24 protein-coding genes and 1 other RNA gene are annotated in these 22,066 nt (G+C 73.9%); 8 read left to right on the top strand and 17 right to left on the bottom strand.

Going from position 1 to position 22,066, the window contains the following annotated elements; genetic code table 11:
- Positions 1–7: 7 nt before the first annotated feature.
- From BUE29_RS18205 to BUE29_RS22610, 5 genes are all read right to left on the bottom strand, one after another.
- Positions 8–637: an SCO family protein gene (locus BUE29_RS18205; protein ID WP_073391843.1), complete on the bottom strand. Its 630-nt coding sequence runs from the start codon at positions 635–637 to the stop codon at positions 8–10.
- Positions 634–1,137: a copper chaperone PCu(A)C gene (locus BUE29_RS18200; RefSeq protein WP_073391842.1), complete on the bottom strand. Its 504-nt coding sequence runs from the start codon at positions 1,135–1,137 to the stop codon at positions 634–636. The genes BUE29_RS18205 and BUE29_RS18200 overlap by 4 nt, the downstream gene beginning before the upstream one ends.
- Positions 1,134–1,820, bottom strand: coding sequence for a YcnI family protein (locus BUE29_RS18195; RefSeq protein WP_234971514.1), 687 nt, complete (start codon positions 1,818–1,820; stop codon positions 1,134–1,136). Before BUE29_RS18195 ends, BUE29_RS18200 begins: the two co-directional genes overlap by 4 nt.
- Before the next feature lie 72 nt (positions 1,821–1,892).
- Positions 1,893–3,569, bottom strand: coding sequence for a copper resistance CopC/CopD family protein (locus BUE29_RS18190; protein WP_073391840.1), 1,677 nt, complete (start codon positions 3,567–3,569; stop codon positions 1,893–1,895).
- 203 nt (positions 3,570–3,772) lie between these two features.
- Positions 3,773–4,450 carry a zf-HC2 domain-containing protein gene (locus BUE29_RS22610; protein ID WP_073391839.1) on the bottom strand — a complete coding sequence of 226 codons (678 nt, stop codon included), beginning with the start codon at positions 4,448–4,450 and terminating at the stop codon, positions 3,773–3,775.
- Between the two features lie 56 nt (positions 4,451–4,506).
- Here BUE29_RS22610 and BUE29_RS18180 point away from each other — a divergent pair, with 56 nt between their 5' ends.
- Positions 4,507–5,040 carry a sigma-70 family RNA polymerase sigma factor gene (locus BUE29_RS18180; protein WP_073391838.1) on the top strand — a complete coding sequence of 178 codons (534 nt, stop codon included), beginning with the start codon at positions 4,507–4,509 and terminating at the stop codon, positions 5,038–5,040.
- Here the strand turns inward: BUE29_RS18180 and BUE29_RS18175 are convergent.
- Positions 5,016–5,414: a DUF3817 domain-containing protein gene (locus tag BUE29_RS18175; protein WP_084181363.1), complete on the bottom strand. Its 399-nt coding sequence runs from the start codon at positions 5,412–5,414 to the stop codon at positions 5,016–5,018. The genes BUE29_RS18180 and BUE29_RS18175 overlap by 25 nt on opposite strands.
- Complete coding sequence (locus BUE29_RS18170) at positions 5,411–5,803, bottom strand: hypothetical protein (RefSeq protein WP_073391837.1); 393 nt, start codon at positions 5,801–5,803, stop codon at positions 5,411–5,413. The genes BUE29_RS18175 and BUE29_RS18170 overlap by 4 nt, the downstream gene beginning before the upstream one ends.
- Before the next feature lie 79 nt (positions 5,804–5,882).
- Here BUE29_RS18170 and BUE29_RS18165 point away from each other — a divergent pair, with 79 nt between their 5' ends.
- Together BUE29_RS18165 and BUE29_RS18160 are read left to right on the top strand one after the other, a co-directional pair.
- Positions 5,883–6,509 carry an alpha-ketoglutarate-dependent dioxygenase AlkB gene (locus tag BUE29_RS18165; RefSeq protein WP_073391836.1) on the top strand — a complete coding sequence of 209 codons (627 nt, stop codon included), beginning with the start codon at positions 5,883–5,885 and terminating at the stop codon, positions 6,507–6,509.
- A 65-nt stretch (positions 6,510–6,574) separates the two neighbouring features.
- Positions 6,575–7,315, top strand: coding sequence for a hypothetical protein (locus BUE29_RS18160; RefSeq protein ID WP_073391835.1), 741 nt, complete (start codon positions 6,575–6,577; stop codon positions 7,313–7,315).
- Here BUE29_RS18160 and BUE29_RS18155 read toward each other — a convergent pair.
- Positions 7,288–9,558, bottom strand: a complete 2,271-nt coding sequence (locus BUE29_RS18155) for a putative bifunctional diguanylate cyclase/phosphodiesterase (RefSeq protein WP_143168240.1) — start codon at positions 9,556–9,558, stop codon at positions 7,288–7,290. The two genes, BUE29_RS18160 and BUE29_RS18155, sit on opposite strands and share 28 nt — an antisense overlap.
- A gap of 136 nt (positions 9,559–9,694) precedes the next feature.
- On the opposite strand from BUE29_RS18155, the gene BUE29_RS18150 reads away from it, so the two are divergent.
- Entirely contained in the window at positions 9,695–10,036 is a 342-nt protein-coding gene (locus BUE29_RS18150; RefSeq protein ID WP_073391833.1) for an S-adenosylmethionine decarboxylase, read from the top strand.
- A gap of 13 nt (positions 10,037–10,049) precedes the next feature.
- Here the strand turns inward: BUE29_RS18150 and BUE29_RS18145 are convergent, their stop codons facing one another.
- Positions 10,050–11,219 carry a CaiB/BaiF CoA transferase family protein gene (locus BUE29_RS18145; RefSeq protein WP_073391832.1) on the bottom strand — a complete coding sequence of 390 codons (1,170 nt, stop codon included), beginning with the start codon at positions 11,217–11,219 and terminating at the stop codon, positions 10,050–10,052.
- Positions 11,216–11,713 carry an SRPBCC family protein gene (locus tag BUE29_RS18140; RefSeq protein ID WP_073391831.1) on the bottom strand — a complete coding sequence of 166 codons (498 nt, stop codon included), beginning with the start codon at positions 11,711–11,713 and terminating at the stop codon, positions 11,216–11,218. The genes BUE29_RS18145 and BUE29_RS18140 overlap by 4 nt, the downstream gene beginning before the upstream one ends.
- A gap of 123 nt (positions 11,714–11,836) precedes the next feature.
- On the opposite strand from BUE29_RS18140, the gene mptB reads away from it, so the two are divergent.
- The 4 genes from mptB (at position 11,837) to BUE29_RS18120 (ending at position 16,244) form a co-directional block, all read left to right on the top strand.
- Positions 11,837–13,273, top strand: coding sequence for a polyprenol phosphomannose-dependent alpha 1,6 mannosyltransferase MptB (mptB, locus tag BUE29_RS18135; protein WP_073391830.1), 1,437 nt, complete (start codon positions 11,837–11,839; stop codon positions 13,271–13,273).
- Positions 13,274–13,382: 109 nt separating this feature from the next.
- A complete protein-coding gene (locus tag BUE29_RS18130; RefSeq protein WP_073391964.1) occupies positions 13,383–14,768 on the top strand; it encodes an aldehyde dehydrogenase family protein in 1,386 nt (461 codons plus the stop codon).
- Between the two features lie 110 nt (positions 14,769–14,878).
- Positions 14,879–15,367, top strand: a complete 489-nt coding sequence (locus BUE29_RS18125) for a YflT domain-containing protein (protein ID WP_073391829.1) — start codon at positions 14,879–14,881, stop codon at positions 15,365–15,367.
- A gap of 40 nt (positions 15,368–15,407) precedes the next feature.
- Positions 15,408–16,244 carry an SDR family oxidoreductase gene (locus BUE29_RS18120; protein ID WP_073391828.1) on the top strand — a complete coding sequence of 279 codons (837 nt, stop codon included), beginning with the start codon at positions 15,408–15,410 and terminating at the stop codon, positions 16,242–16,244.
- Positions 16,245–16,248: 4 nt separating this feature from the next.
- Here the strand turns inward: BUE29_RS18120 and BUE29_RS18115 are convergent, their stop codons facing one another.
- The 7 genes from BUE29_RS18115 to smpB form a co-directional block, all read right to left on the bottom strand.
- Positions 16,249–16,830, bottom strand: a complete 582-nt coding sequence (locus BUE29_RS18115; RefSeq protein ID WP_143168239.1) for a hypothetical protein — start codon at positions 16,828–16,830, stop codon at positions 16,249–16,251.
- A gap of 50 nt (positions 16,831–16,880) precedes the next feature.
- The gene (locus BUE29_RS18110) at positions 16,881–17,585 is read right to left on the bottom strand and encodes a helix-turn-helix transcriptional regulator (protein WP_073391826.1); all 705 of its coding nucleotides are present in this window, start codon (positions 17,583–17,585) and stop codon (positions 16,881–16,883) included.
- Positions 17,586–17,615: 30 nt separating this feature from the next.
- On the bottom strand, positions 17,616–19,535 hold the full coding sequence (locus BUE29_RS18105; RefSeq protein WP_073391825.1) for a DUF2339 domain-containing protein: 1,920 nt from the start codon (positions 19,533–19,535) through the stop codon (positions 17,616–17,618).
- Between the two features lie 121 nt (positions 19,536–19,656).
- The gene (locus BUE29_RS18100) at positions 19,657–19,947 is read right to left on the bottom strand and encodes a DUF6199 family natural product biosynthesis protein (protein WP_073391824.1); all 291 of its coding nucleotides are present in this window, start codon (positions 19,945–19,947) and stop codon (positions 19,657–19,659) included.
- A gap of 323 nt (positions 19,948–20,270) precedes the next feature.
- Positions 20,271–20,646, bottom strand: a transfer-messenger RNA (tmRNA) gene (gene ssrA / locus BUE29_RS18095).
- Between the two features lie 42 nt (positions 20,647–20,688).
- On the bottom strand, positions 20,689–21,567 hold the full coding sequence (locus BUE29_RS18090; RefSeq protein ID WP_073391823.1) for an amidohydrolase family protein: 879 nt from the start codon (positions 21,565–21,567) through the stop codon (positions 20,689–20,691).
- Positions 21,564–22,064 (bottom strand): SsrA-binding protein SmpB, encoded by a 501-nt coding sequence (smpB, locus tag BUE29_RS18085; RefSeq protein WP_073391822.1) that lies wholly within the window; start codon positions 22,062–22,064, stop codon positions 21,564–21,566. Before smpB ends, BUE29_RS18090 begins: the two co-directional genes overlap by 4 nt.
- Positions 22,065–22,066: the final 2 nt, after the last annotated feature.

Below are 22,066 nucleotides of genomic sequence, written 5' to 3'. Positions count from 1 at the left end.
CACCGACTCACCCCTTCGCGACGACGGGAAGATCGTGGGCGATCTGCGCCTGCAACCGCCCGCTCTGCGCGAACGCCACCCGGGCGTAGTCGTCGGGCCCGAACAGCAGCAGTTTCGACGAGTGCGTCTGCCCGTTGTCCTCGGCCACGGTGACGTGCGCGGCCGCCTGCGCGGCGTCGACCTGCGCCTGGGTCCCGGTCAGCCCGACGAAGTGCGCCGCGGTACCGCGCGAGAAGTTTGCCAGCCAGCGGGCCAGCACCGGCCCGGTGTCGCGCTTGACGTCGGTGGTCACGAAGACGACGTACGTGTCCTTCGCGACCTGCTGCTGCTCGCGCAGGGCGGACGCCACGGCGGCCATCGTGGTGGGGCAGACGTCCGGGCAGTTGGTGTAGCCGAAGAACAGCATCGTCGGGTGCTTCGCCGTCACCGTCCCGAAGGAGAACGCCCTGCCGGCGGTGTCGGTGAGGCTGAAGCTCGGCCGCGGCTGCGGCGGCGTCAGCCCGAACCCCTGGTACGGCCCGCTGCCCCCGTCGTTGATGAGCTCCGACGCCGACGGCGACGGGTCGCCGCCGCCGGAGCTGCAGCCGGCGGCGAGCAGCGCGAACGCGGCGAGGACGAGGGCGACGCGACGGATCACTTCGGAGCTCCAGTCGGGGCGGGTTGGTCGTAGGGGATCACACGGGCGACGACGTCGACCGAGCCGGCGCTCTGGAACTGCAGGCTGATGTTGACCTCGTCGCCGCCGCGCAGCGTCCCGAACAACTTGCCGATCATGAGGTGGCCCTTGCCGGGGCTGAGCACGAGCCGGCCGTGCGCGGGGATCACCGCCGTCCCGGTGGCGCTCATCGCGCCGCTGCTGTCGAGCGTGTGCAGCGTCGCGTCCGCGCCGGCCCCGGTGGTGACGTCGGTCAGCTCGTCCGGCGTCCCGGTGTTGTTGCGGACCGCGAAGTACGCGGCGGCGAGCTTCGTCGGCGGCACCGGCGGCCGGACGTAGGCGCCGGTCACCGTGATCGGGTCGACGTCGGCCGGGCCGCTGTCCGCGGCGGCGGACTGCGGCACCGCGCCGCGGACGAGTCCGGCCGCGCCCACCGCGAGGACGAGCGTTCCGCCGGCCAGCGCCGGCCAGGGCAGCCTCATCCGTGCCGCCGGGCCCGGTTGACCACGCCGAGGCCGATCGCGCCGGCCGCCAGCACCAAGGCGACGATCGACAGCACGATCGGGCCGGTGTTGCTGCTGCCGCCGTCGTCCGACGCGGCGGCGGCGCTCGCGACCGTGGCACTCGCACCCGACGTGGGCTGCGACGTGGGCTGGGACGAGGACTGGCCCGCCGGCGCCAGCGTGAGGACGGGCGCGGGGTGCTCGGGCTCCGCGCTCGACCCGGGCGCCGCCGTCTCGACCCAGCGCACGACGTCACCGTTGCTGTAGGTCTGCAGCGCCTTGAACGTCACGGTGCTCTGCTCCGGCAGCGGGCCCACCAGGACGTTGAACAGCTGGAACTCCCCCGGCTTCACCGCGGCCGCCGTCGCCGCCGTCCACGTGATCTGCGTGACGGCCTCGGTGACCGGGCCGTCGTCGGTGGTGATGGGCTTCGCCAGCTTCGTCTTGGTGGCGACCGCGGTCCAGCCCGGCACCGGCTGCACGCTCGCCGAGGCGAACGGCGTGGCGGTGGGCAGCTGCACCTGCAGCTTCGTCGTGGTGGCCTTCGCCTCCTCGTTCGGCATGCGGAACGTGACGACGGCATACCCGCCCTGGACCGCGTTGGTGGACGACACGCTCACGTGCGCGCTCGCCGGGGCGGCGAGCACGAGCGAGGCGGACACGCCGATCACGGTGGCAAACGCGACTGTGCGCAGGCGGGGCATTCGTAGGTTCCTCTCAGTGCGGTTCACAGGTCAGTGCAGGGTCAGCGTGACGGCGGTGGTGACGGCGTCGAACTCCGACGTCGAGACGACGAGGTCGATGCGCCACGGGCCGGCGACGGTGAGCGGCGCCGTCCCGTCGTAGGTGAGCGCGCTCGCTCGGGTGAGCCGGACCGGCACCGGGCCGATGCGCTTGGCCGTCTGCGTCGCGTTCGCGGTGACACCGGTGAGCCGTGCGCCGCCGGAGACGTCGACGGTGAGGTCGACGTTGCCGTGGGTGCCGGGGTCGGCGGTGACGGTGACGGTGCGGCCACCGCCGAGCGTGGTGGAGGCCGAGACCGGTTCGCGGTACTGCTGCGCGAGGTCCTCCTTGCCGCGCGGCCGGGCGACGAGGACCGCCGTGAGGCCGAGGACCACGAGCGCGACGACGACCTCGACGAACACGCCACGCCGCAGCCGCTCGGTGTCGACGTCCGACGGCGAGTCCTCGACCTCGGTCTCGGCGGTGTCGGTGTTCGCGTAGGCGAGCCGTGGCCGCGCGAGCTTCGTCCGCACCACCCGGCGCGACACGGCGGCGACCGCGAGCAGGCCGACGAACAGCACGACCTTGCCCACCACCAGCAGCCCGTACGTGGTGGTGAAGACCGCATGGATCGTGCCGACGCCCCGCCAGGCGTTGTAGCTGCCGGTGACGGCGAGGACGACGACGCTCGTGAACGCGACGGTCGACACGACGGGGACGACGCGGCGCAGCTCGGCCGGCTCGCGGCGCGGCAGCACGGCGCCGAGCAGCATCACCAGCGCGCCCACCCACGTCGCCATCGCGAGCAGGTGCAGCATGTCGAGGACGATCGACAGTGTCGTCGGGCTCGTCGTGCCGGGGTGGCCAGCGGCCGAGAAGGTGGCGGCGATGCCGATGCCGAGCAGCCCGGCGATGCCCTCCCAGGGCGCGGGCCGGGCGTCGACGCGCAGCGAGACGGCGAAGATCAGTCCCAGCAGGCCGAGCAGCAGCAACCGCGCGCTGTGCAGCTGGCCGTAGTCGGTGTGCAGCGTCGCGTCGACGAGCGACGGGTCGAACAACCGCTGCGGCCCGGCACCGGCCGTGTACGGCCCCTGCAGCAACGCCTCGGCCAGCGCGCCGACGCCGGTGACCGCCCATCCCGTCCACGCGAACCGGCGGGCACGCCGGTCGTCGCGTCCCTCGGGCCAGACCGTCAGCAGCAGCCAGACGCCGCCGAGCAGCGCGAGCCCGGCGTAGGAGATCCAACGCGCGACGTCCATGACCGACTCGGTGACGCCGTTGCCACCGGACGCGCCGACGCTGCCGCGCACGAGCGCGCCGTCGCCGACGACGAAGCGGATCGTGCCGGCGACGGGGTGCGAGTCGGCCGAGACGACGCGGAAGCTCGCGGTGTAGGTGCCGTCCCCGAGGCCACTGCGCAGCATGTCGCGGATGCGGGTCTGGTCGCCGCCGGGCTGGCTGGCCGCGCCGGTGTCGACGCGCGCGCCGGTCTGGTCGGTGACGTGCAGGTAGCCGACGCGGCCGAGCGTCACGCCCTCGTCGAAGGTGATGGTGACGCTGCTCGGTGCGCGCTGCAGCCGGCTGCCGTCGGCGGGGTCGGCCGAGGCCACGGTGGCGTGCGCGGCCGCCGGCGCCGCGAGCACCAGCCCGAGGCCGAGGAAGCCGGCGAGCGCGACGAGCAGGGCCACCGCGCGGCGGGGTCGACGGCGGGCAGGGGCGGGTTGGCCCCATGCGGGCGCGGTTGCAGGGGTGGGTTGGCCCCATGCGGGCGCGGTCAGTTGATCTCCAGAGGCGCGCTGGGATGGGGCCAACCGGCCCCGCCCACCGCGCTCCACCGGGGCCAACCGACCCCGGCCACCGCGATGGGACGGAACCACCGCACCATGGGCGGTCACGCGACGGTCCGCAGGTCGGTCGGGCCGTCACCGTCGCCCGCGTCACCCTCACCCCGGCCGCGCGAGCGCGCCGACCACGAGCGCCCCGGCGGCAGCGCCCGCTCCGCGCGGTCGAGCGCGAGCAGCAGCACCAGCCCGACCAGGACGGCGGCGTGCGTGGCGAGCCGGCCGGCGGTCACCGTCCCGGCCGCGAAGTCGTGCACCGACAGCACCGCCAGCACGACGGTGAACGTCGCGAGCAGCGGGATCAGCCCGGCCGCACGGCGCGGCACCGACGCCACCGCCACGAACGCGACGCCGACGGCGAGGTTCCACGCCGCGCCCTCGTGCGCGCCGTGCGCGGACATTGCCATGCCGAGGTCGTCGCCGACCAGCGCGGGAATCCCGACGGCCAGCTGCACGACCCCCACCACGAGCAGCGCCGCCCGCAGCAGGTGCCGGGCCCGCAGCACGCGACGCGCCGGCTGCGCCACCGCCGTGGTGATGGCGGCGGCAAGGTCGGGCACCGGTGTGACGTCGAGCCGGGCCAGCCGGGTCGCCCGGGCAGCGTCCTCGGCCCATCGGGCACAATCGGGGCACGCCGCGAGGTGCGTCTCGAGCGCGGACGGCGACAGGCCGAGCGGCTCGCCGTCCAGCCGCGCCGACACCGCCTCGCGGTAGCGATCGCACCTCACGACCGAACAGTCGGCCGGGACCGCCCGGAAGTTCCCAGCGAGACCCAGGTCACACAGTGGACGAGTTCGACGAGATCACCACGGTGGCGCTGCGCGCCCGCCGCGGTGACGCGGCCGCCGCCGCCGAGCTCGTCCGTGCCACCCAGGCCGACGTGTGGCGGCTCTGCGCCCACCTCGGCGACCGGCAGCACGCCGACGACCTGACGCAGGACACCTACGCCCGCGCGTTCGCCTCGCTGCACCGCTTCCTCGGCCGCTCGTCGGCCCGCACCTGGCTGCTGTCGATCGCGCGCCGGGTGTGCGCCGACCACGTCCGCACGGCCCAGCGGGAACGGCGCCTGCCGCCGCCTCTCGAGACACGCGGCGGCGACCCGGCCGAGTCGGTCGCGATGCGCGCGCTGGTCGAGGCCCTGGAGCCGCAGCGGCGCGAGGCGTTCGTGCTCACCCAGGTGCTGGGACTGTCCTACGCCGAGGCCGCGGACGTCTGCGCGTGCCCGGTCGGCACCATCCGCTCCCGCGTGGCGCGCGCCCGCGAGGACCTCGTCGCCGGGCTCGGCGGCGGCCGTCAGTCGCGGACGTCGACCGGCTGACCCTGCTCGGCCCGTCGGGTCTGCCGCGTGACGAAGTGCTCGGCGACGAAGGACATCGTGGGGATCGTGCCGGCGAGCATCACCACGGCGTAGCGCGCGAGCGGCCAGCGCAGCCGGAAGCCGAGCAGCGCGGTGACGATCACGTATACGAGGAACAGCCAGCCGTGCCCGATCCACAGCCACGAGTAGATCGGCGGGTCGACGTCGAAGGCGTACTTCACGATCAGCTCGATCGTCCCGGCCAGCAGGACGACGCCGGTCACGAACGCCATCACCCGGTAGCGCAGCAGCGAGCCCGACGCCTCGCGCACCCGCCCCGGCGCGAGCCGCGGCTGGCGGATGCTCAGCACCGTCGAGGCGAAGTCACTGCTCACGAAGGTCTCCCGTCCTGGCCGTCCAGCCGGGCCAGGTAGTCGTTGTACGCGGCGAGGGTGTCGTCCTCGACCGGCGGCGGCTCCGGGGCAACGTAGCGCCGGTACGCGACCGACTCCGCGACGGTCGGCGGCGCGGTGGCGCCGGGCACGTCGGCGACGGCCTCGCCCTGCCGCACGCGGTCGCGCACGACCTTGAACCACATGATCAGCGTGAACGCGGTGAACGCCCACCACTGCAACGCGTAGCCGAAGTTGCGGATGTTGAAGTGCTGGTGCTCGGAGACGGTGAGCTGCCACCGGCCGAGCAGGATCATGGTCACGGCGAGCGCGATCGTCACCAGGTGCAGGAACAGCCACCCGGGCCGGACCGCGAAGGCGTAACGGCGCACCGCTCAACGGTACGACAGCGCGCCGGCCCCGCGCGCCACACCGATGGCGGTTTCGAACATTCGTTTGTATCGTCGTCGCATGACCGCCTTCCAGGCCTCGCTGCTCGACACCGGCGTCGAGGTCGCGTTCGGCCCGCTCGGCCGCACGGTGCGTCGCCTGGAGCTCGGCGACGGCGCGTGGCTCGACCTCCGGCCGCGATGGGTCACCGGCGCCGACACCCTGTTCGACCGGCTGCGCGACGGCGTCGCATGGCACGCCGAGCGCCGGCCGATGTACGACCGGGTCGTCGACGTGCCGCGGTTGCTGCACTTCGTCGACGAACGGACGCCGCTGCCCGACCCCGCCCTGGTCCGCGCGAAGGCCGCGCTCGACGCGCACTACGAGCCGGAGCTCGGCGAACGCTTCGCCACCGCCGGCCTGTGCCTCTACCGTGACGGCCGCGACAGCGTCGCCTGGCACGGCGACCGCATCGGCCGCGGCGGCACCCACGACACCATGGTCGCGATCGTGGTGCTCGGGGCACCGCGGGCCTTCGCGGTCCGGCCGGCCGGGGGCGGCCCGTCCCGTCGCTTCGAGTTCGGCCACGGCGACCTCGTCGTCATGGGCGGCTCCTGTCAGCGCACCTGGGAGCACTGCGTCCCCAAGACCGGCAAGCCGGTCGGCCCGCGCATCAGCGTGCAGTTCCGCACGCGCGGCGTGCGCTGAGCCGCGGAGCGAGACCCGCGGGTCGTCTACAGTCCGGCCAGGACCCGTTCGACGGTGGGGGCCGGATGGACACACGATTCACGCTGCACGTCGCGCCGGCCGGCGACGTGCTCGAGGCCGCGCGCGACTGCGAGGAGCTGGTCTTCGACACCGTCTACGGCAACTCGCGCGAGGAGTGGGTCGAGGAGTACGGCCCGTACGACGCGAACTCGGTGTTCCTCGCCGTCACCGAGCCCGGCGGCGACGCGATCGCGGCGATGCGCATCATCCGGCCCGGCCCGATCGGGCTGAAGACGCTCGTCGACACCGCCCGGCCGCCGTGGTTCGTCGACGGCGAGCGCGCCGCCCGCTCGGCCGGCCTGGACCTCGCCGCCACCTGGGACGTCGCGACGGTGGCCATGCGGCCGCGGGTGCCGGGCTCGTCGCTGGTGCCGGCCGCGCTCTACCACGCGATGTTCCAGGCGGCGCGACTGTCCGACATCCGGTGGATCGTGATGATCCTCGACGCCCGGGTGCGCCGGCTGCTCAACGCGTTGAGCATCGACACGCAGCCGCTGCCGGGCTGCCGTCCCGGGCCCTACCTGGGATCGGCGTCCAGCCTGCCGCTGTGGGGCGACCTGCCGGCCATGGCCGACCGGCAGCGTCGCGACGCCCCGGACGCGCACCGCCTCGTCAATCTCGGCATCGGGCTGACCGACATCGCGCTGCCGGCCCAGGAGGCGTTCCGCATCGGCGCGACGCCGGCCATCCCGGCGCGCCGGCCGGCCGTCCCCGCCGGTCAGGTGGTGGCGACACCGCGGGACTGAGCGCGCAGGGGCTCATCCCCGTGCTCGGCGACGAACGCCATGACGACGTCCGGCGGCAGGGGCCGCGACAGGTGGAATCCCTGCAGGACGTCGGCCCCCAGCTTGGTCAGCAGCCGCGCCGTCACGGCGTCCTCGACGCCCTCGGCCACCGCGCGGAGCCCGAGCGCGGCCGCCATCTGCAGGGTCGAGGCGACGATCATGCGGCTGCGCGCGTCCTCGGCCGCCGAGGCGACGAAGGAGCGGTCCATCTTGAGTTCCTGGATGGGCAGGTCGCGCAGGTAGGCCAGCGACGAGAACCCGGTGCCGTAGTCGTCGACCGAGATCTGGAAGCCGGCTCGACTGATCTCCAGCATGTGCGCCCGCGCCCGCTCGGGCTCGGCGAGGAACGAGTCCTCGGTGATCTCGATGACGATCTGGTCGGTGGGGATGCCGCGCGCCTGCAGCAGCGCCTGCAACCGCGGCACGAAGATGCCGCTCATCAGCTCCGGCGGCGCGCAGTTGATGGCGAGCCGGGGTGACGCGCCGCGGGCCCGCCACGCGGTGAGGTCCGCGACGGCGATGCGCGCGATCTCGGTCGACAGGGCCGGCATGAGCCCGGCGCGGCGCGCGACCGGGAGGAACAGCCCGGGCAGCAGCAGCCCCCGGGTGGGGTGCTGCCAGCGCACCAGGGCCTCGAGACCGCACGGCTGCGACGTCACCGCGTCGAACTGCGGCTGGTACCAGAGCACCAGTTGACCGGCACCGATGCCGCGGCGCAGCTCGTCGGCCAGGCTGAGCCGTTCGCGGGAGAACTCGTCGACCTCGGGGTCGTAGACGGAGGCCTGCAGCCGCCGGCGCTTGGCCTCGTACATCGCCACGTCGGCGCGGCGCAGCAGCTCGCCGCTGGAGGTGTCGGTGGCGTGCCGCGTCGTGATGCCGATCGACGCGCCGACCGACAGGCTGATGCCGTCGATCACGAGGGGCAGGCGCACGGCGGCGTTGATCCGCTGGGCGCACTCCATCAGCTCGATCTCGCTCTCGGTGGGGACGACGACGGCGAACTCGTCGCCGCCGAGCCGGGCCACCAGCGCCGAGGAGTCCACGGCGTTGCGGATCCGGCCGGCGATCTCGCGCAGCACGGCGTCGCCCGCGGCGTGGCCGAGCGTGTCGTTGATGTCCTTGAAGCCGTCGAGGTCGACCATCATCAGCCCGAGCCGGTCGATCTGGCGCAGCGACTTCTCCACCTTGGACAGCATCGCCCGCCGGTTCGGCAGCTCGGTCAGGTCGTCGCTGCGCGAGAGCCGGAACGCCTCACCCGCCCGGGTCGCACCGCGCACCGCGATCACCAGCCGTGCGCCGGCGGCCCCGAGCGTGGCCAGCGCCGGGACCACGAAGTACATGCGCAGGCTGCCGGTGGGCTGGAAGGCCAGGACGAACGCAGCGGCCATGCCGGCGAGCGACACCGGCACCGAGAGAGCGTCCGAGCGGTGGGCGTCCTCGACCAGGGGACGTCGCCGCGACGCGTTGTCGATCACCAGCGCGAGCGCGACGCCCCAGAGCACGATGCTGGCGTTGCCGAAGCCGTAGGTGCCGCTCGAGAGCCGGAAGAGGAAGCCCACGTCGGCCACGGCGAGCATCAGGAACGCGATCACGAGGACGAGCCCGTCGCGCACCGCACGCTGCCGCACCGCGATCTGCGTGCCCACCACGAGCGCGAGGCCGACGTCGATCAGCGGGTAGAGGACGGCGAGCACCAGCGACATGCCGTCCTGCTGCAGCTGCTGCTTCAGGGCCCCCACGATGAGGCTGCCGGCGAGACAGGCGCAGCCGCCGCAGATGACGCCCGCCTCGAGCCACCGGGCCCGGGTGACGCCGGCATGGCGATTGGCGTCGAGCAGGACGTAGAGGACCATCGCGACGTACGACGCGAGGAAGAACGCCTCGCCGGGGGCGGGGAAGCTGATCTGGTCCGGCCGGCCGCCGGCGTTGAGCACGGTCGAGCCGGTGGCGAACAGCACGAGGCCGAGCAGCAGCATCAACAGCGTCGGCCGGCGGTCGGGCTGCGCCACGGCGGTGACGACGAGACGCGTCGAGAGGACGACGAAGAACAGCGCGAGAGACACGGAGATCCACGTGTCGCCCAGGCCGGGCGCGACGAGCAGGACCAGGCCGAGCACGACCGGGCAGCCCGCGAGCAGCAGCCACGGCAGCAGGGCGAGACCACGGGCGGACGCCCGCGCACCGCTCCGTGGTCTCCACGTCACGGACATGACATCGGCAGCCGGGCCGGTTTCCTGAGAGAAACCTCCCGAGAACGATTTTGATCTTGCGCTTCCCGGAGGTGAGGATGGCCTCGCTGCTGGGTAATTACCCGCCGCCGGCACCCCCTGGAGGCCCCCCGTGCGCGACCTCGCCCCCGAGATCCATCGTCAACGCCTGGTGATCGAGGGTGTGCCCCGGCAGCCCGTCGTCGCCTCGCAGATCACCTCGTACCTGCAGGAGCTCACCGGCGTGCTGCAGATGCAGCCCCTCATGGTGCCGGTGACGCACAGCTCGCCCAAGTTCGGTTGGGCGGGCTGGATCCACTGGGAGACCTCCGGCGCCCACTTCTACGCGTGGGATGTGCCGAAGCTCTTCTTCTCCGTCGACATCTACACCTGCAAGCCCTTCGTGGCGCAGGACGCCGTCGACTTCACGGCCAAGACGTTCGAGGCGTCGATCGTCGAGTTCAAGGAGTTCTGAGCCCGTCGGCGCGTCAGCCTCGCCGCGGCAGCGGGCCGGTCCCGCTCCCGTCGAGCCAGCCGCGCACGGTGCCGTCGTGCTCGCCCAGCCGTGGCGGGGGCGTCACCGGCGCGGTCGCGCTGCGCGAGTACCGCACCGGGTGCCGCACCGCCGGCGCGTGGCCGGCACCGACGTCGAGCAGCGGATCGAGCCCGAGCAGATCCGCCCGCTCGATCGCGTCGCCGACGGACCCGACCAGCCCGGCCGGTACCTGCGCCGCGGTGAGCCGAGCCTCCCAGCGGGCCGCGGTGTCGACCGACAGCGCGGCCTCGAGCTCGGCGATCAGCGCGGCGCGATGGCCGACCCGCTCGCCGTTGCTGCGGAATCGCTCGTCGGCGACCAGCTCGGGGCGCCCCACCGCCACGCACAGTCGGGCGAACTGCGCGTCGTTGCCGCACGCCACCGCGATCGGGGCATCGGCGCAGCGCAGCGTCTCGTAGGGCGCGATGGACGGGTGCGCGTTGCCGAGGCGGCCGGGCGAGCGGCCGGTGGTGAGGTAGCCGGCCGCCTGGTTGGCGAGCCCGCCGAGCAGGCTCGTCAGCAGCTCGACCCGCAGGTGCTGGCCGTGCCCGTCGCGCTCCCGCGCGGCGAGCGCGGCGAGGACGCCGACCACGACGTCCTTGCCGGCGAGGACGTCGACGAGGGCCACGCCGACCTTCGTCGGCTCGCCGGCAGCCGGGCCGGTGATGCTCATGAGGCCGCCGACGGCCTGGACCAGGAAGTCGTACCCGGGCCGCGCAGCCCCCGCGGCGTCCCCGAACCCGCTGATCGAGCAGTAGACGACGCGCGGGTTGGTCGCGGCGACCGCGTCGTAGTCGAGCCCGAAGCGGGCGAGCGAGCCGGGCCGGTGGTTCTCCACGACGACGTCGGCCCGGCGGGCGAGCTCGACGGCCCGCCGGCGGTCGTCGGGGTCGGCGAGGTCGAGGGCGACGCCGTACTTCGACCGGTTGACCGACTCGTAGTACGACGCCGACCCCGTCGCCGCCCACGGCGGACCCCAGCTGCGGGTCTCGTCGCCGGCGTCGGGACGCTCGACCTTCACCACCGTGGCGCCGAGGTCGGCGAGGGTCATCGTCGCGAGCGGGCCCGCCAGCACGCGGCTGAAGTCGGCGACGAGGACACCGTCCAGCGGGGCCGACGTCACCGCTCGAGCTCGGCCTTCAGGTTGTCCAGGGTCGTGCGGATGTTGCGACGGTTGAACTCGGGGAACGACGAGCGGGTGACGACGCGGTCGAACACCGCGGCCAGCGCGTCCGGCCAGCGCCGCCGACCGTCGTCCCACGTCTCGATGACCCGGGTGCCGCCGTCGTGCGCGACGAGGTCGTAGGTCCAGGTGGCGATCGGCGCCCGCAGCCGCGGCGTCCGCAGCCCGATCGCCTCGACGGCGAACTGGAAGCGACGGCCGGGGTCGGCCGCCGTCACCCGGCAGCGGGTCACCCAGCGGGCCCGGAAGCGCCGGTTGCGGCCGACGAAGACCGCCCCGACCGGCAGCGACCCCGACGCCCCGCCGTCGACCGACGCGCCGACATTCTCGGGGCTCCACCGGCCGGTCTGGGTCGGGTCGCTGACCTGCGCGTACACGGTGGCCGGGTCGGCGGCGATGTCGACGGACTCGGACACCGTCATCGGACGTGGCATGGCTCCCCCTCGATCAGGGTGCGAACGCTACCGAGGGTCGCGGCCGGCGGCTGCCGTCGGGCCGCCCACGACGGGTTGCGCGATGCCGCCGTGGCACCGCCGCGGACGTAGGATGCGGGTCCCATGACGACGTCCCGCCGCGCCGCGCCGCTGCTCGGCGGTGTGGGGGTCGCCGCGGCGGTCACGACCGCCGTCGCCGCCGGGCACGCCTACACCGCGTCCTCGGTGCCGCCCACGCGCTGGTGGGGGTTGCTCGCCCCCGGCGGCGTTCCCGCCGGCGTCTCGTCGCCGTGGGCCGTCCTGCTGTGGGCGGGCATCACCGCCCTGTCGGCGTGCTGGCTGCTCGCGCTCCGCGCAGCGCGACGTGGCGCACTCACCGAACGGCAGGCGCGGCGGCTCGTGGTCCTGTCGGCCCTGCCGCTCGTCCTCGGGCCGCCCGCGGTGAGCCGGGACGTCTACGCCTACGCCGCGCAGGGCGTGATGCTGCGTCACGGTCTGGACGTCTACGGCGCGGGGCCGGCCGCGCTGGCCGGCGTGCCCGGCGCCGACGCCGCCCGCGCCCTCGCAGCGGTGGACGCCCGGTGGCGGGACTCCCCCAGCCCGTACGGTCCGGTGACCACGGCGCTGGCGCGGCTGGCCGGTGCGATCAGCGGCGGCGACCCCACGATCGGGCTCGTCGTGTTCCGCGCCGTCGCGGCGCTCTCGGTCGGCGTGCTGGTCTGGGCGTGCGTGTCCCTCGCCGCGCCACGGCGGCGGACCCAGGTGCTCGTGCTCGTCGGGCTCAACCCGCTGGTGCTCGTGCACGCGCTGTCCGCGGCCCACGTCGAGGCGCCGATGTGCGCGTTGCTCGCCCTCGCCGTCCTCGCCGGCCGCCGGCGCGTGTGGTGGGCGGCGATCGTGCTCGCCTGCCTGGCCGGGCTCGTGAAGGCGCCGGCGTTCCTCGCCGTGCCCGTCGTGCTCGCCTGGCACCTGCGCGCGCTCGACGAACCGCACCGCCGCCTCGGCCGTGCGGCACGGGACGTCGCGGTGGCCGTCGCCACGGTCGTGGCGACGAGCCTGGCGGTCCCCGACGGCTTCGGGTGGCTGCGCAACCTGGGCACACCCGGCGGCGGGAAGCCGTCCTCGTCGGTGACGGGTCAGCTCGCCGCGCTCGCCGACGGCGTCGTCCCGGGCGGCCGGGCGGCCGTCGTCCTGCTCGGCGCCGTCGCCGCCCTCGCCGTGCTGGTGGTGCTGGCCGCCGGCTTCGGGGACCGGCCGCCGGCCGAGTCGCTGGGGTGGGCGCTGCTGGCCGTCGCGTTCCTCGCGCCGGTCACCTACCCGTGGTACGCGCTGTGGGGGTTGGTCTGTCTCCTACCCACGGTGCGTGGACGGCCGCTGGCGGCGCTGGTCGCGCTCTGCGTCGTCGAGGCCGGCCTGTCGATCCCCGGTGGGGCCGCGGTGTCGGGGCCGCTCGTCGGTGCGGTGGTCGCCGCGTCCGTGATCGGCCTGGTGCTGGTCGACCGTGAGGTGCGCGTGCGGGCCGCATCACGGGTGGCCAACCGCCGACCCGTCCGCGGCTGAATTCGGCGCGATCCGCGCAAAATCGACCGGCGTCCGTCCCCGCGCCGGAGGGCGGACGGTGACGTCGTCGGGGCTGTCAGTGGCGGCCTGCGGGCGTAGCGTGTCGCGCATGACGACCCAATCGCGCGTCTCGCCGCCGCGGGGCATTCCCGACACCGTCGCCCAGCTGCGGGCGACGTTCCGCAGCGGTCGCACCCGGCCCCTGGAGTGGCGTCTCGAGCAGCTCGCCGCGGTCCAGCGGATGCTCACCGAGCGCGAGGCCGAGTTCGCCGAGGCGCTGCGCAAGGATCTCGGCCGGCCGCCGGTCGACGCGTGGCTGGCCGACCTCGCCCCGGTCGCGGCCGAGGCGAAGTACGCGAGCAAGCACCTGCGCCGGTGGGCGCGGCCGACCCGGGTCGGCGTCCCGCTGTCGGTGCAGCCGGCGCGTGCCTGGTACCAGTACGAGCCGCTGGGCACCGTCCTCGTCATCGGGCCGTGGAACTACCCGATCCACCTCGTGCTCGCCCCGCTCGTCGCCGCCGTCGCGGCCGGCAACTGCGTGGTGCTCAAGCCCTCGGAGCAGACCCCGGCGTGTGCCGCCGCGCTCGCCCGTCTCGTCCCGCAGTACCTCGACCGCGACGCCGTCACGGTCGTCGAGGGCGCGGTGGCCGAGACCGAGGAGCTGCTGGACCAGGGCTTCGACCACTGCCTGTTCACCGGCAGTCCCGGGGTCGGCAAGAAGGTCATGGCCGCCGCGGCGAAGCATCTGACACCGGTGACGCTGGAGCTCGGCGGCAAGAGCCCCGTCATCGTCACCGCCGACGCCAACCTGCGCGTGGCCGCGAAGCGCATCGCGTGGGCCAAGCTGCTGAACTCGGGCCAGACCTGCGTCGCGCCGGACTACGCGCTCGTTGAGCGCAGCGTGCGCGACCGGTTCGTCACCGAGCTCGGCCGTGCGGTCGACGCCATGCGCGACGACCCGGCGCTGCCCGTGCTCGACGCGCGCCAGGCCGCCCGGCTCGCCGCGCTCGTCGACCAGGCGGGCGGGACGGTCACCCACGGCGGCACCGTCGAGGTCGACGCGCACCACGCCGAGCTGACCGTCGTCGTCGACCCGGACGCAGGCGCCGACGTGCTGCGCGACGAGATCTTCGGCCCCGTGCTGCCCGTCGTCACCGTCGACTCGATGGACGACGCGATCGCCCACGTGCAGCAGGGGCCCAAACCGCTCGCCGTCTACCTGTTCAGCGAGGACCGCGCCGACGAGCAGCGCGTGCTGGCCGAGATCAGCAACGGCGGCACCGTCGTCAACCACCTGATCTACCACCTGCTCGTGCCGGGACTCCCCTTCGGCGGCGTCGGCAACAGCGGCACCGGCGCGTACCACGGCCAGTGGGGTTTCCAGGCCTTCAGCCACCGCAAGGCCGTGTTGCGCAAGCCGACGCGACCCGACCCCGCGCTCGCGTACCCGCCCTACTCCAAGCTCAAGGAAGTCGTGATGCGACGTCTCTTCTGACGACGCACAGCCGGCGCCTGGCCGGCGTACGGGTCGGGTCCAGGGAGGTCCGGGACGGTGGACGGTGTCGGCGAATCGCCGACACCGTCCGCCCGAAGGAGACGATCACGATGACCGGCCCGATGGCACCCCGGTACGACCCCGCGTTCCTCGCGTGGAACACGGTGGCGGGCTACGACTCCTACGACGCCGCGCGCGCCGCCGTCGACCGGCTGGCCGCGCAGGACTTCCCTGTCGAGCACCTCGACATCGTCGGCTCGGACGTGTTGGTCGTCGACCGCGTCGCCGGCAAGGTCACCCGCGGCCGGGCGGCGCTGGCCGGCGCGTCCCAGGGCGTCTGGACGGGCCTGTTCGCCGGACTGCTGCTGTCGCTGTTCGCGGGGAGCTCGGCCGTGGCCGTCACCATGCTCGTCGCGATGATCGTCGGCGCGGGGGTGGGCGCCGCCCTCGGCACCGCCGCGCGGTCGAAGCAGCGGCCCGGCCGGGGCATCGCGACGGCGCGGACGTTCGTGGCCGGTCATTACGACATCGTCGCCCGCGACGGGTTCGCCGAGCAGGCCCGCGAGGCCCTGCGCCGCGCGGACGCCGTCACCGTCTGAGCTAGGTTGCGTCTACCGGTCCCCGACACGAGGTAGGCACATGACAGCCGACGGCGCACTCGCAGGCAAGACGATGATCATGTCCGGCGGCAGCCGGGGCATCGGGCTCGCCATCGGGGTCGCCGCCGGCCGGCTCGGCGCCAACGTCGTCCTGCTGGCCAAGACCGACACGCCCGATCCCCGACTGCCCGGCACCATCCACACCGCGGCGGCCGAGATCGAGGACGCCGGCGGCACCGCGCTCGCCGTCGTCGGCGACGTGCGCGACGAGGCCTCGGTGCAGGGCGCGGTCGACCAGGCGGTCGAGCGGTTCGGCGGCATCGACATCTGCGTCAACAACGCCTCGGCGCTCGCGTTGCAGGGCACCGAGGAGCTCTCGGTCAAGCGCTTCGACCTGATGCAGCAGATCCAGCTGCGCGGCACGTTCCTGCTCAGCCGGGCGTCGCTGCCGCACCTGCGCAAGGCCGAGAACGGCCACGTGCTGACGTTGTCGCCGCCCATCAACCTCGACCCGAAGTGGCTGGGCGCCTACCCGCCTTACACGCTCGCGAAGTACGGCATGACCCTGCTGGCCCTGGGCTGGGCGGCCGAGTACGCCGAGGCCAAGGTCGCCTCCAACACGTTGTGGCCGCAGACGATGATCGCCACCGCGGCGGTGCAGAACCTGCTCGGCGGCGACGACTCGATGTCGAAGTCCCGCTCGCCGGAGATCATGGCCGACGCGGCGATGGCGATCGTCACCGCGCCGGCCGCCGAGATGACCGGCAACACCTGGATCGACGTCGACGTGCTGGCCCGCGCCGGCATCACCGATCTCGCGAAGTACGGCGGCGGGGACGACGTCGTCTACGACCTCTACGTCGACCCGCCCGCCTGAGCGATCAGTAGCGGAAGGCCCGCTCGCCGCCGAACGACCACGTCCGGCTCACGCGCCCGTCGCGTACGACGAGCAGATCGGCCCACCCGCTGCCCTGGGCCGTCCACAGCACCGCGACCCGGCCGCGCGCGGCATCGACGATCGGAGCACGGTGGAGCTCGCCGCCGCGCTCGCGCACCGACGCGGTCGCGAGGTCGGCCAGCAGGCCGGCGTCGGTCGGCTGAGTGTCGGCCGGGTCGGGCCGGTCGTCGTGCTCCGCGACGAACGTCCAGTTCTCCGCGATGGCACCGTCGCGCAGCACGTTCACGTCCAGCCCCGTCCGGACGACGCCGTCGGGATGGCGGACGTCCCACAGGTAGGCGAAGGTGTCACCGCCGTCGGCGAGCACGCGGGGCGTGAAGAGGTTGACCTGCTCGGCACGCAGGGCCGTCATCGCGGCGACGGCCTGGTCGGGGCCGATCACGGTGTCGAGAACGGGTGTCTGCGAGGCCCACTGCGCGCAGTCCTCGGTCATCAGTCGGTGGGCCAGCGTGGGGTCCTCGCTCCACATCCGACACCAGGTGGTCATGCGTTCGTCGTTGTCCATGCCGCCCACGGTGCCGGGCGCTCGCGACACCGTCCTGTCGGTGTTTCGGATCACCCGTCGAGCGGTTCGGCGTCGAGCCGGTCGAGCTCCGCGCGCAGCTCGGCATCGCGAGCAGGCACGTGCTCGCCGGTCGACGACGCGGCCTCGATGCGATCGAGGCGGAAGCCGCGGATCCCGGCGCGCAGTCGGCACCAGCCGAGCAGGTACCACCCGGTGTCGGCCCAGAGCAGCCCCAGCGGCTCGACGTCGCGCTCGCTCGTGACCCCGCCGGCGTCGGCGTAGACGAGGTGGACCACACCGTTGGTCGCGAGCGCCCGTTCGATCACCGGGTCGGCCGGCCGGGGCGACTCCCCGGCCGGGCGGGAATCGGCGAGCCGGTGCACCCGCTGCGCGAGCAGCTGCTCGCCGCGCCGGACGTCGGCGGGCAGGACCGCCAGCACCTTCTGCGCGGCCAGCCGCGCGGTTCGCGCGAACGGGGTGGCCTGCGCCGTCCGCAGGGCGACGCTGATCGCGAGGGCCTCGTCCGCCGACAAGGTCAGTGGCGGCAGGGTGCGTTCGCGATCGAGCGCATACCCACCCGTCCGACCGGTGTCGCTGTAGATCGGGACGCCCGATTCGCGCAGCGCGTCGAGGTCGCGCTCGACGGTCCGGACGCTGACCTCGAAGCGCCGCGCGAGCCAGGTCGCGCTGCGTCGGCGCGGGGCAACCGCACGAAGCTCCTCGACCAGTGCGTAGAGGCGCTCCGTGCGGTTCACCCGCGTGACGCTAGCCGCCCGGACGGTGACCTACGCCGGACGCGTCCCGCGCTCGCCGTTCGCGGCCAGCGTGGCGTACCGGGTGCCGGTGCCGAGCAGCACCAGCCCCGCTCCGAGGAACGCGAGCACGCGCGGCAGGCCGGTCAGCGACGCGAGGTCGAACAGCACCAGCTTGCCGACGGCCGCCGCGACCAGCGCCAGCCCGGCGACGCGGAACGGCGTCGAGTCGAAGCGGCGCACCAGCAGCACCAGCGCGGCGACCGACCACGACACGGTGACGAGCACGTGCCCGACCAGGAAGCCCTGCTCGTCGGGACGGACCGCGAGCCCCACCCCCAGGAGCGACGTCGACCCGCCGTAGAGCATGACCACGCCCGCGGCCGTCCAGCGCAGCCGCGGCCCGGTGGCGTCCTGGTCGTGTACGACGCGGCCGGCGGCGCGGCCGAGGGTTGCGGCGGCGATCACGACCAGGACGCCGGTCGTGATCGCGGTCGCGATCTGCCAGACGTCGACGTGACCGCGCGGGGGCCAGGCGAGGAACGCCAGCGGCACCACCGTGTCGAGGGCGGCGATGAGGCCGACCCCGCCGAACGCGGTCGCCGCGACGACGGCACCGGCGTAGCGCAGGCGGTCGCCCAGCACCGCGAGGAGCGTGGCCGCGGCGAGCAGCGCGAGCGTGCGCGCGTCGCCGGCGAATCCCAGGCACACCGCCTCGAACGCGGCGACCGCCGCGCCCGCACCCGCCGTGAGGGCCACGGCGTCGGTCACCCGGAGCACGCGGACCCGGTGCAGCACCCACACCAGCGCGAGCAGCGCACCGAAGCCGCCGACCACGAGCGCCCCGGCGCGGGGGGTGAGCAGGGCCGCACCGAACAGCGTCGGCAGCGGCGCGCCGGCCAGCAGCCCGATCGCGGCGGTCTCGCTCGTCCCGCGCAGCGCCGCGACGAGGCCGGTGGCGAGCTGCACGACGCCGGTCACCGCGCCGAGCGTGACGACGGCGACGACGTCCCCGCTCCCGCCCCGGGTAGCGGCGACCAGCGTGAGGGCGGCGAGCAGCGGCGGAACGCTCGCCGACAGGGCGAGCCAGCTCCACCTGCGGGTGACGTGCACCGGACCGGACGCGACCTGCAGTGCGAGGAGGAAGCCGACGAGCAGGCCGTCCACCCCTCCGGTGACGACGGGTGCGCTCAGCGCGCAGCCGAGCACGACGAAGCACGCGAACAGCTGGCTGTTCCACCGGTAGGCGATCGCGGTGCCGAGCGCCGCGACGCCGAGGCCGACGACCAGGCCGCCCCACGCCGACAGGAAGGGATAGACCGCGGTGGCCGCGACGATGTCGAGGTAGAGGCCGGCGACGCCGGTCGCGGCGACGGCGTTCGCGCCGACCCGGCTCGCCTCGCGGCGGTGCAGGACGAGCCCGATGCCGACGAGCGCGCCGGCCAGGGCGGCGCCGACGAGCACGCGCGGGAGCGGGCCGATGTAGCCACGCTGCACGGCGAGGACGAGCAGCAGCACCACCCCGGCGAGGGTGACGCCGCCACCGACCCAGGCCAGCAGTCGGCTGCCCGCTCCCTCGCGACCGAGCCGCTCCCACAGGGTGGGGCCGGCCGGTGTCGGGACGCGGCGTTCCCGCGGCGGTCGGGGTGGTGGAGGCACCGCCGCGACCTGCCACCCGGGTTGCGGCGGCGGCGGGACCCAGGCCGGCTGCGGCGGAGCGGGCGGGCGCCCGGCCGGCGACCCGGCGAAGGGCGGCACGAACGGCGGTGGGACGAACGGTGGCGCGGCCGGCTGCGGGAACGGCTGCGGGAACGGTGCCGCGACCGGCGGCGGAGTCGGTGCCGGCGCGGCCCGGAGGACGCGGATCTCGTCGCCGATCTCCCGGAGCCGCCCGCTCACCTCCGTCAGCGCGTCGGCGAGGCGAGGGAGCGGATCGTGCCCGGGATGCGTCATGACGCCATCCCACGTGAGGCCCGCGCGGCGGGCATCCGTACCGGTACCTAGCCCGGTTGCCCGCCGCCGTGGTCGCGATCCCGACCGCGTGAGCGACCACGCCGAGGGGCAGGACGGCTGATCAGAGCTTGGTCAGCCCGATGACGAGCACGACCACGCCGACGACCACGGCGATCGCGCCGGCAATGCGGGCGCCGATCAACCCGGCCCGGGACGGCTCCCACGCCTCCTTGTTCTTGAACTGCCAGGCGTTCGCCTTGAACATCAGCGCCGGCCGCGTCGCCTGGAACCCGCCGATGAGGACGAACACGATCCCCACGACGATGAGCGCGACCGGCGACTTGGTCCCGTGGTGCGAGCCGGTGTTCGCCGGAACGGCGGTGATGATGTCGTGCGCAGCTGACAGCAGCACGTGGCAATCCCTCCCCGAATCGTCGGGCGCTGCCTACCCATGTCCGCCGCGTCCGCAAACCGGAGGGAGCGGTCCGCTATCCGAGCCAGTCCTCGTCCGGCCGTTCCGCCATGTCGAGACTCCGACACCATGCATCGTCGACGGGTTCGTTCCCACCGAGACCGCGGGGCACTGTTCGTCGCCTCCCGACAACCTGCGCACCGGCGTCTGGTCGTTCGCTCTGGATCGGCGCGCGCTCGGTCCGCACAGTCCTCGCCGAGCCGGCGAGCCCACCCCGGAAAGCGGTGAGCCCCCCGCATCCCAATGGATACGGGGGGCTCGTCTCGTGGAGGTGGCGGGAATCGAACCCGCGTCCTCCGCCGCTTCAACAGGACTTCTCCGGGCGCAGTGTGCTCTGCCTCTGCTCGGCCCCGACGATCACGCACACCAGACGTCAGTGACAGGCCCAGCCGCTGTGAGTTGTCCCGTCCCCTCCCGCGGCCGGCGGGGACGGTGAGTCACCTAGCTGATGCCGGCGACCGGGACGGTGACGAGCCCGGGCCGACAGACTTGCTCTACTGCTTAGGCAGCGAGAGCGAAGTCAGCGCGATGAGAATCGGCGCTTATTTTGTTGTGCATCGCTTTTTTATCGAGGTCAGCAATGCGGTCCTCGGCCCGCTTCCCCTGTCTCGACGACCGGAGTCGAGACCATTCACCCCCTTGGTGGGACAACCTCACCATCGTAGCGACGGCGTCCAGGGGCTAGCCGGCGACGCCGAGCAGGCGGGCGCCGTTGTCCCAGCAGACCGCCCGCAGCCACTCGTCGCCGTGCCCCCACGCGTCGAGCGCCGCGAGCTGCTCGGCGTAGGGGTACGGGATGTTCGGGAAGTCGGTGCCCAGCACGACGCGGTCGCCGAGGTCGCCCAGCGCCGCGACGGTCGACGGCGTCAACGCACCGCCGATCGCGTCCATGAACGGCGTCCCGACCATGGTGGTGTCGAGGTGCACGTTGGGATGGCGGCGCAGCAGCGCGATGTGCTCGTCGACCTCGGGCAGACCGGCGTGCGCGATGACCGCGGTCAGCCGCGGGTGCCGCCCGAGCACCGCCGCCATCGGCCCCGGTCCGGTGTGCCGGCCCGGCACCGGCCCGCTGCCGCAGTGCACGACGACGGGCACGCCCGCCTCGGCGAGCTGCCCCCACACCGGGTCGAGCAACGCGTCGCGCGGGTCGTAGCCGCCGACCTGCACGTGCGCCTTGAACACCCGGGTGCCCGCCTCGAGGGCCGAGCGCACGTACGCACCGGCCGTCGGCTCGGGGAAGAACGTGCCCGAGGCGACGCAGCCCGGCGTCGTGGCGGCGAACCCACGCGCCCACTCCGACAGCCACGCGGCCATCCCCGGCTTGTGCGGGTAGACGAGGGCGGTGAAGGCCCGGACGCCGAGCTCGCCGAGGATGCGCACCCGTTCGGGCTCGGGGAGCTGGTAGTGGATCGGCCATGCCGTGCCGTAGTGCTGCTCGGCGTCGGCGAAGTAGCGCCACACCGCGGCCATCACCGGCGCGGGCAGGAAGTGCGTGTGGACGTCCACCAGGCCCGGGAGCCCCAACCGTCGCCACCAGGCGGGGACGTCCGCGTCGATCATTCGATGCCTTTGACCCGGCGGCCGAGGGCCCGCGCGACCTCGCGGTCGGCGTCACGCTTCGCGAGGTCCTGGCGCTTGTCGTAACTGCGCTTGCCACGCGCGAGCGCGAGCTCCACCTTCACCTTGCCCTGCAGGAAGTACAGCGACAGCGGGACGAGGGTGAGCCCGCTCTCGCGGGTCTTGCCGACGAGGCGCTCGATCTCGGCGCGGTGCAGCAGCAGCTTGCGGACGCGGCGCGGTTCGTGGTTCGTCCAGCTCCCCTGCTCGTACTCGGGGATGTGGACGTTGCGCAGGAAGATCTCGCCGTCGTCGATGGTGGCGAAGCCGTCGACCAGCGAGGCGCGCCCCAGACGCAACGACTTCACCTCGGTGCCCGTCAGCACGACCCCGGCCTCGAAGACGTCCTCGACGGCGTAGTCGTGGCGGGCCTTGCGGTTCTGGGCGATCAGCTTGCGCCCCTCTTGCCGGTTGCTGGAGGCGTGGGTACTCGCGGGCATCC

This window comes from Jatrophihabitans endophyticus (assembly GCF_900129455.1).
Taxonomy (GTDB): Bacteria; Actinomycetota; Actinomycetes; order Mycobacteriales; family Jatrophihabitantaceae; genus Jatrophihabitans; species Jatrophihabitans endophyticus.
Note: the sequence above shows the minus strand (reverse complement) of the source record. Positions and strands in the feature narration are given on the sequence as shown.

What these genes read in the sequence shown, in the direction of transcription:
- BUE29_RS18200 (WP_073391842.1), bottom strand. Translation starts at nt 1,137, where the DNA reads ATGAGGCTGCCCTGGCCGGCGCTGGCCGGCGGAACGCTCGTCCTCGCG.
- BUE29_RS18165 (WP_073391836.1), top strand. Translation starts at nt 5,883, where the DNA reads ATGACCGCCTTCCAGGCCTCGCTGCTCGACACCGGCGTCGAGGTCGCG.
- BUE29_RS18160 (WP_073391835.1), top strand. Translation starts at nt 6,575, where the DNA reads ATGGACACACGATTCACGCTGCACGTCGCGCCGGCCGGCGACGTGCTC.
- BUE29_RS18140 (WP_073391831.1), bottom strand. Translation starts at nt 11,713, where the DNA reads ATGCCACGTCCGATGACGGTGTCCGAGTCCGTCGACATCGCCGCCGAC.
- mptB (WP_073391830.1), top strand. Translation starts at nt 11,837, where the DNA reads ATGACGACGTCCCGCCGCGCCGCGCCGCTGCTCGGCGGTGTGGGGGTC.
- BUE29_RS18130 (WP_073391964.1), top strand. Translation starts at nt 13,383, where the DNA reads ATGACGACCCAATCGCGCGTCTCGCCGCCGCGGGGCATTCCCGACACC.
- BUE29_RS18125 (WP_073391829.1), top strand. Translation starts at nt 14,879, where the DNA reads ATGACCGGCCCGATGGCACCCCGGTACGACCCCGCGTTCCTCGCGTGG.
- BUE29_RS18120 (WP_073391828.1), top strand. Translation starts at nt 15,408, where the DNA reads ATGACAGCCGACGGCGCACTCGCAGGCAAGACGATGATCATGTCCGGC.
- BUE29_RS18115 (WP_143168239.1), bottom strand. Translation starts at nt 16,830, where the DNA reads ATGGACAACGACGAACGCATGACCACCTGGTGTCGGATGTGGAGCGAG.
- BUE29_RS18105 (WP_073391825.1), bottom strand. Translation starts at nt 19,535, where the DNA reads ATGACGCATCCCGGGCACGATCCGCTCCCTCGCCTCGCCGACGCGCTG.
- BUE29_RS18090 (WP_073391823.1), bottom strand. Translation starts at nt 21,567, where the DNA reads ATGATCGACGCGGACGTCCCCGCCTGGTGGCGACGGTTGGGGCTCCCG.
- smpB (WP_073391822.1), bottom strand. Translation starts at nt 22,064, where the DNA reads ATGCCCGCGAGTACCCACGCCTCCAGCAACCGGCAAGAGGGGCGCAAG.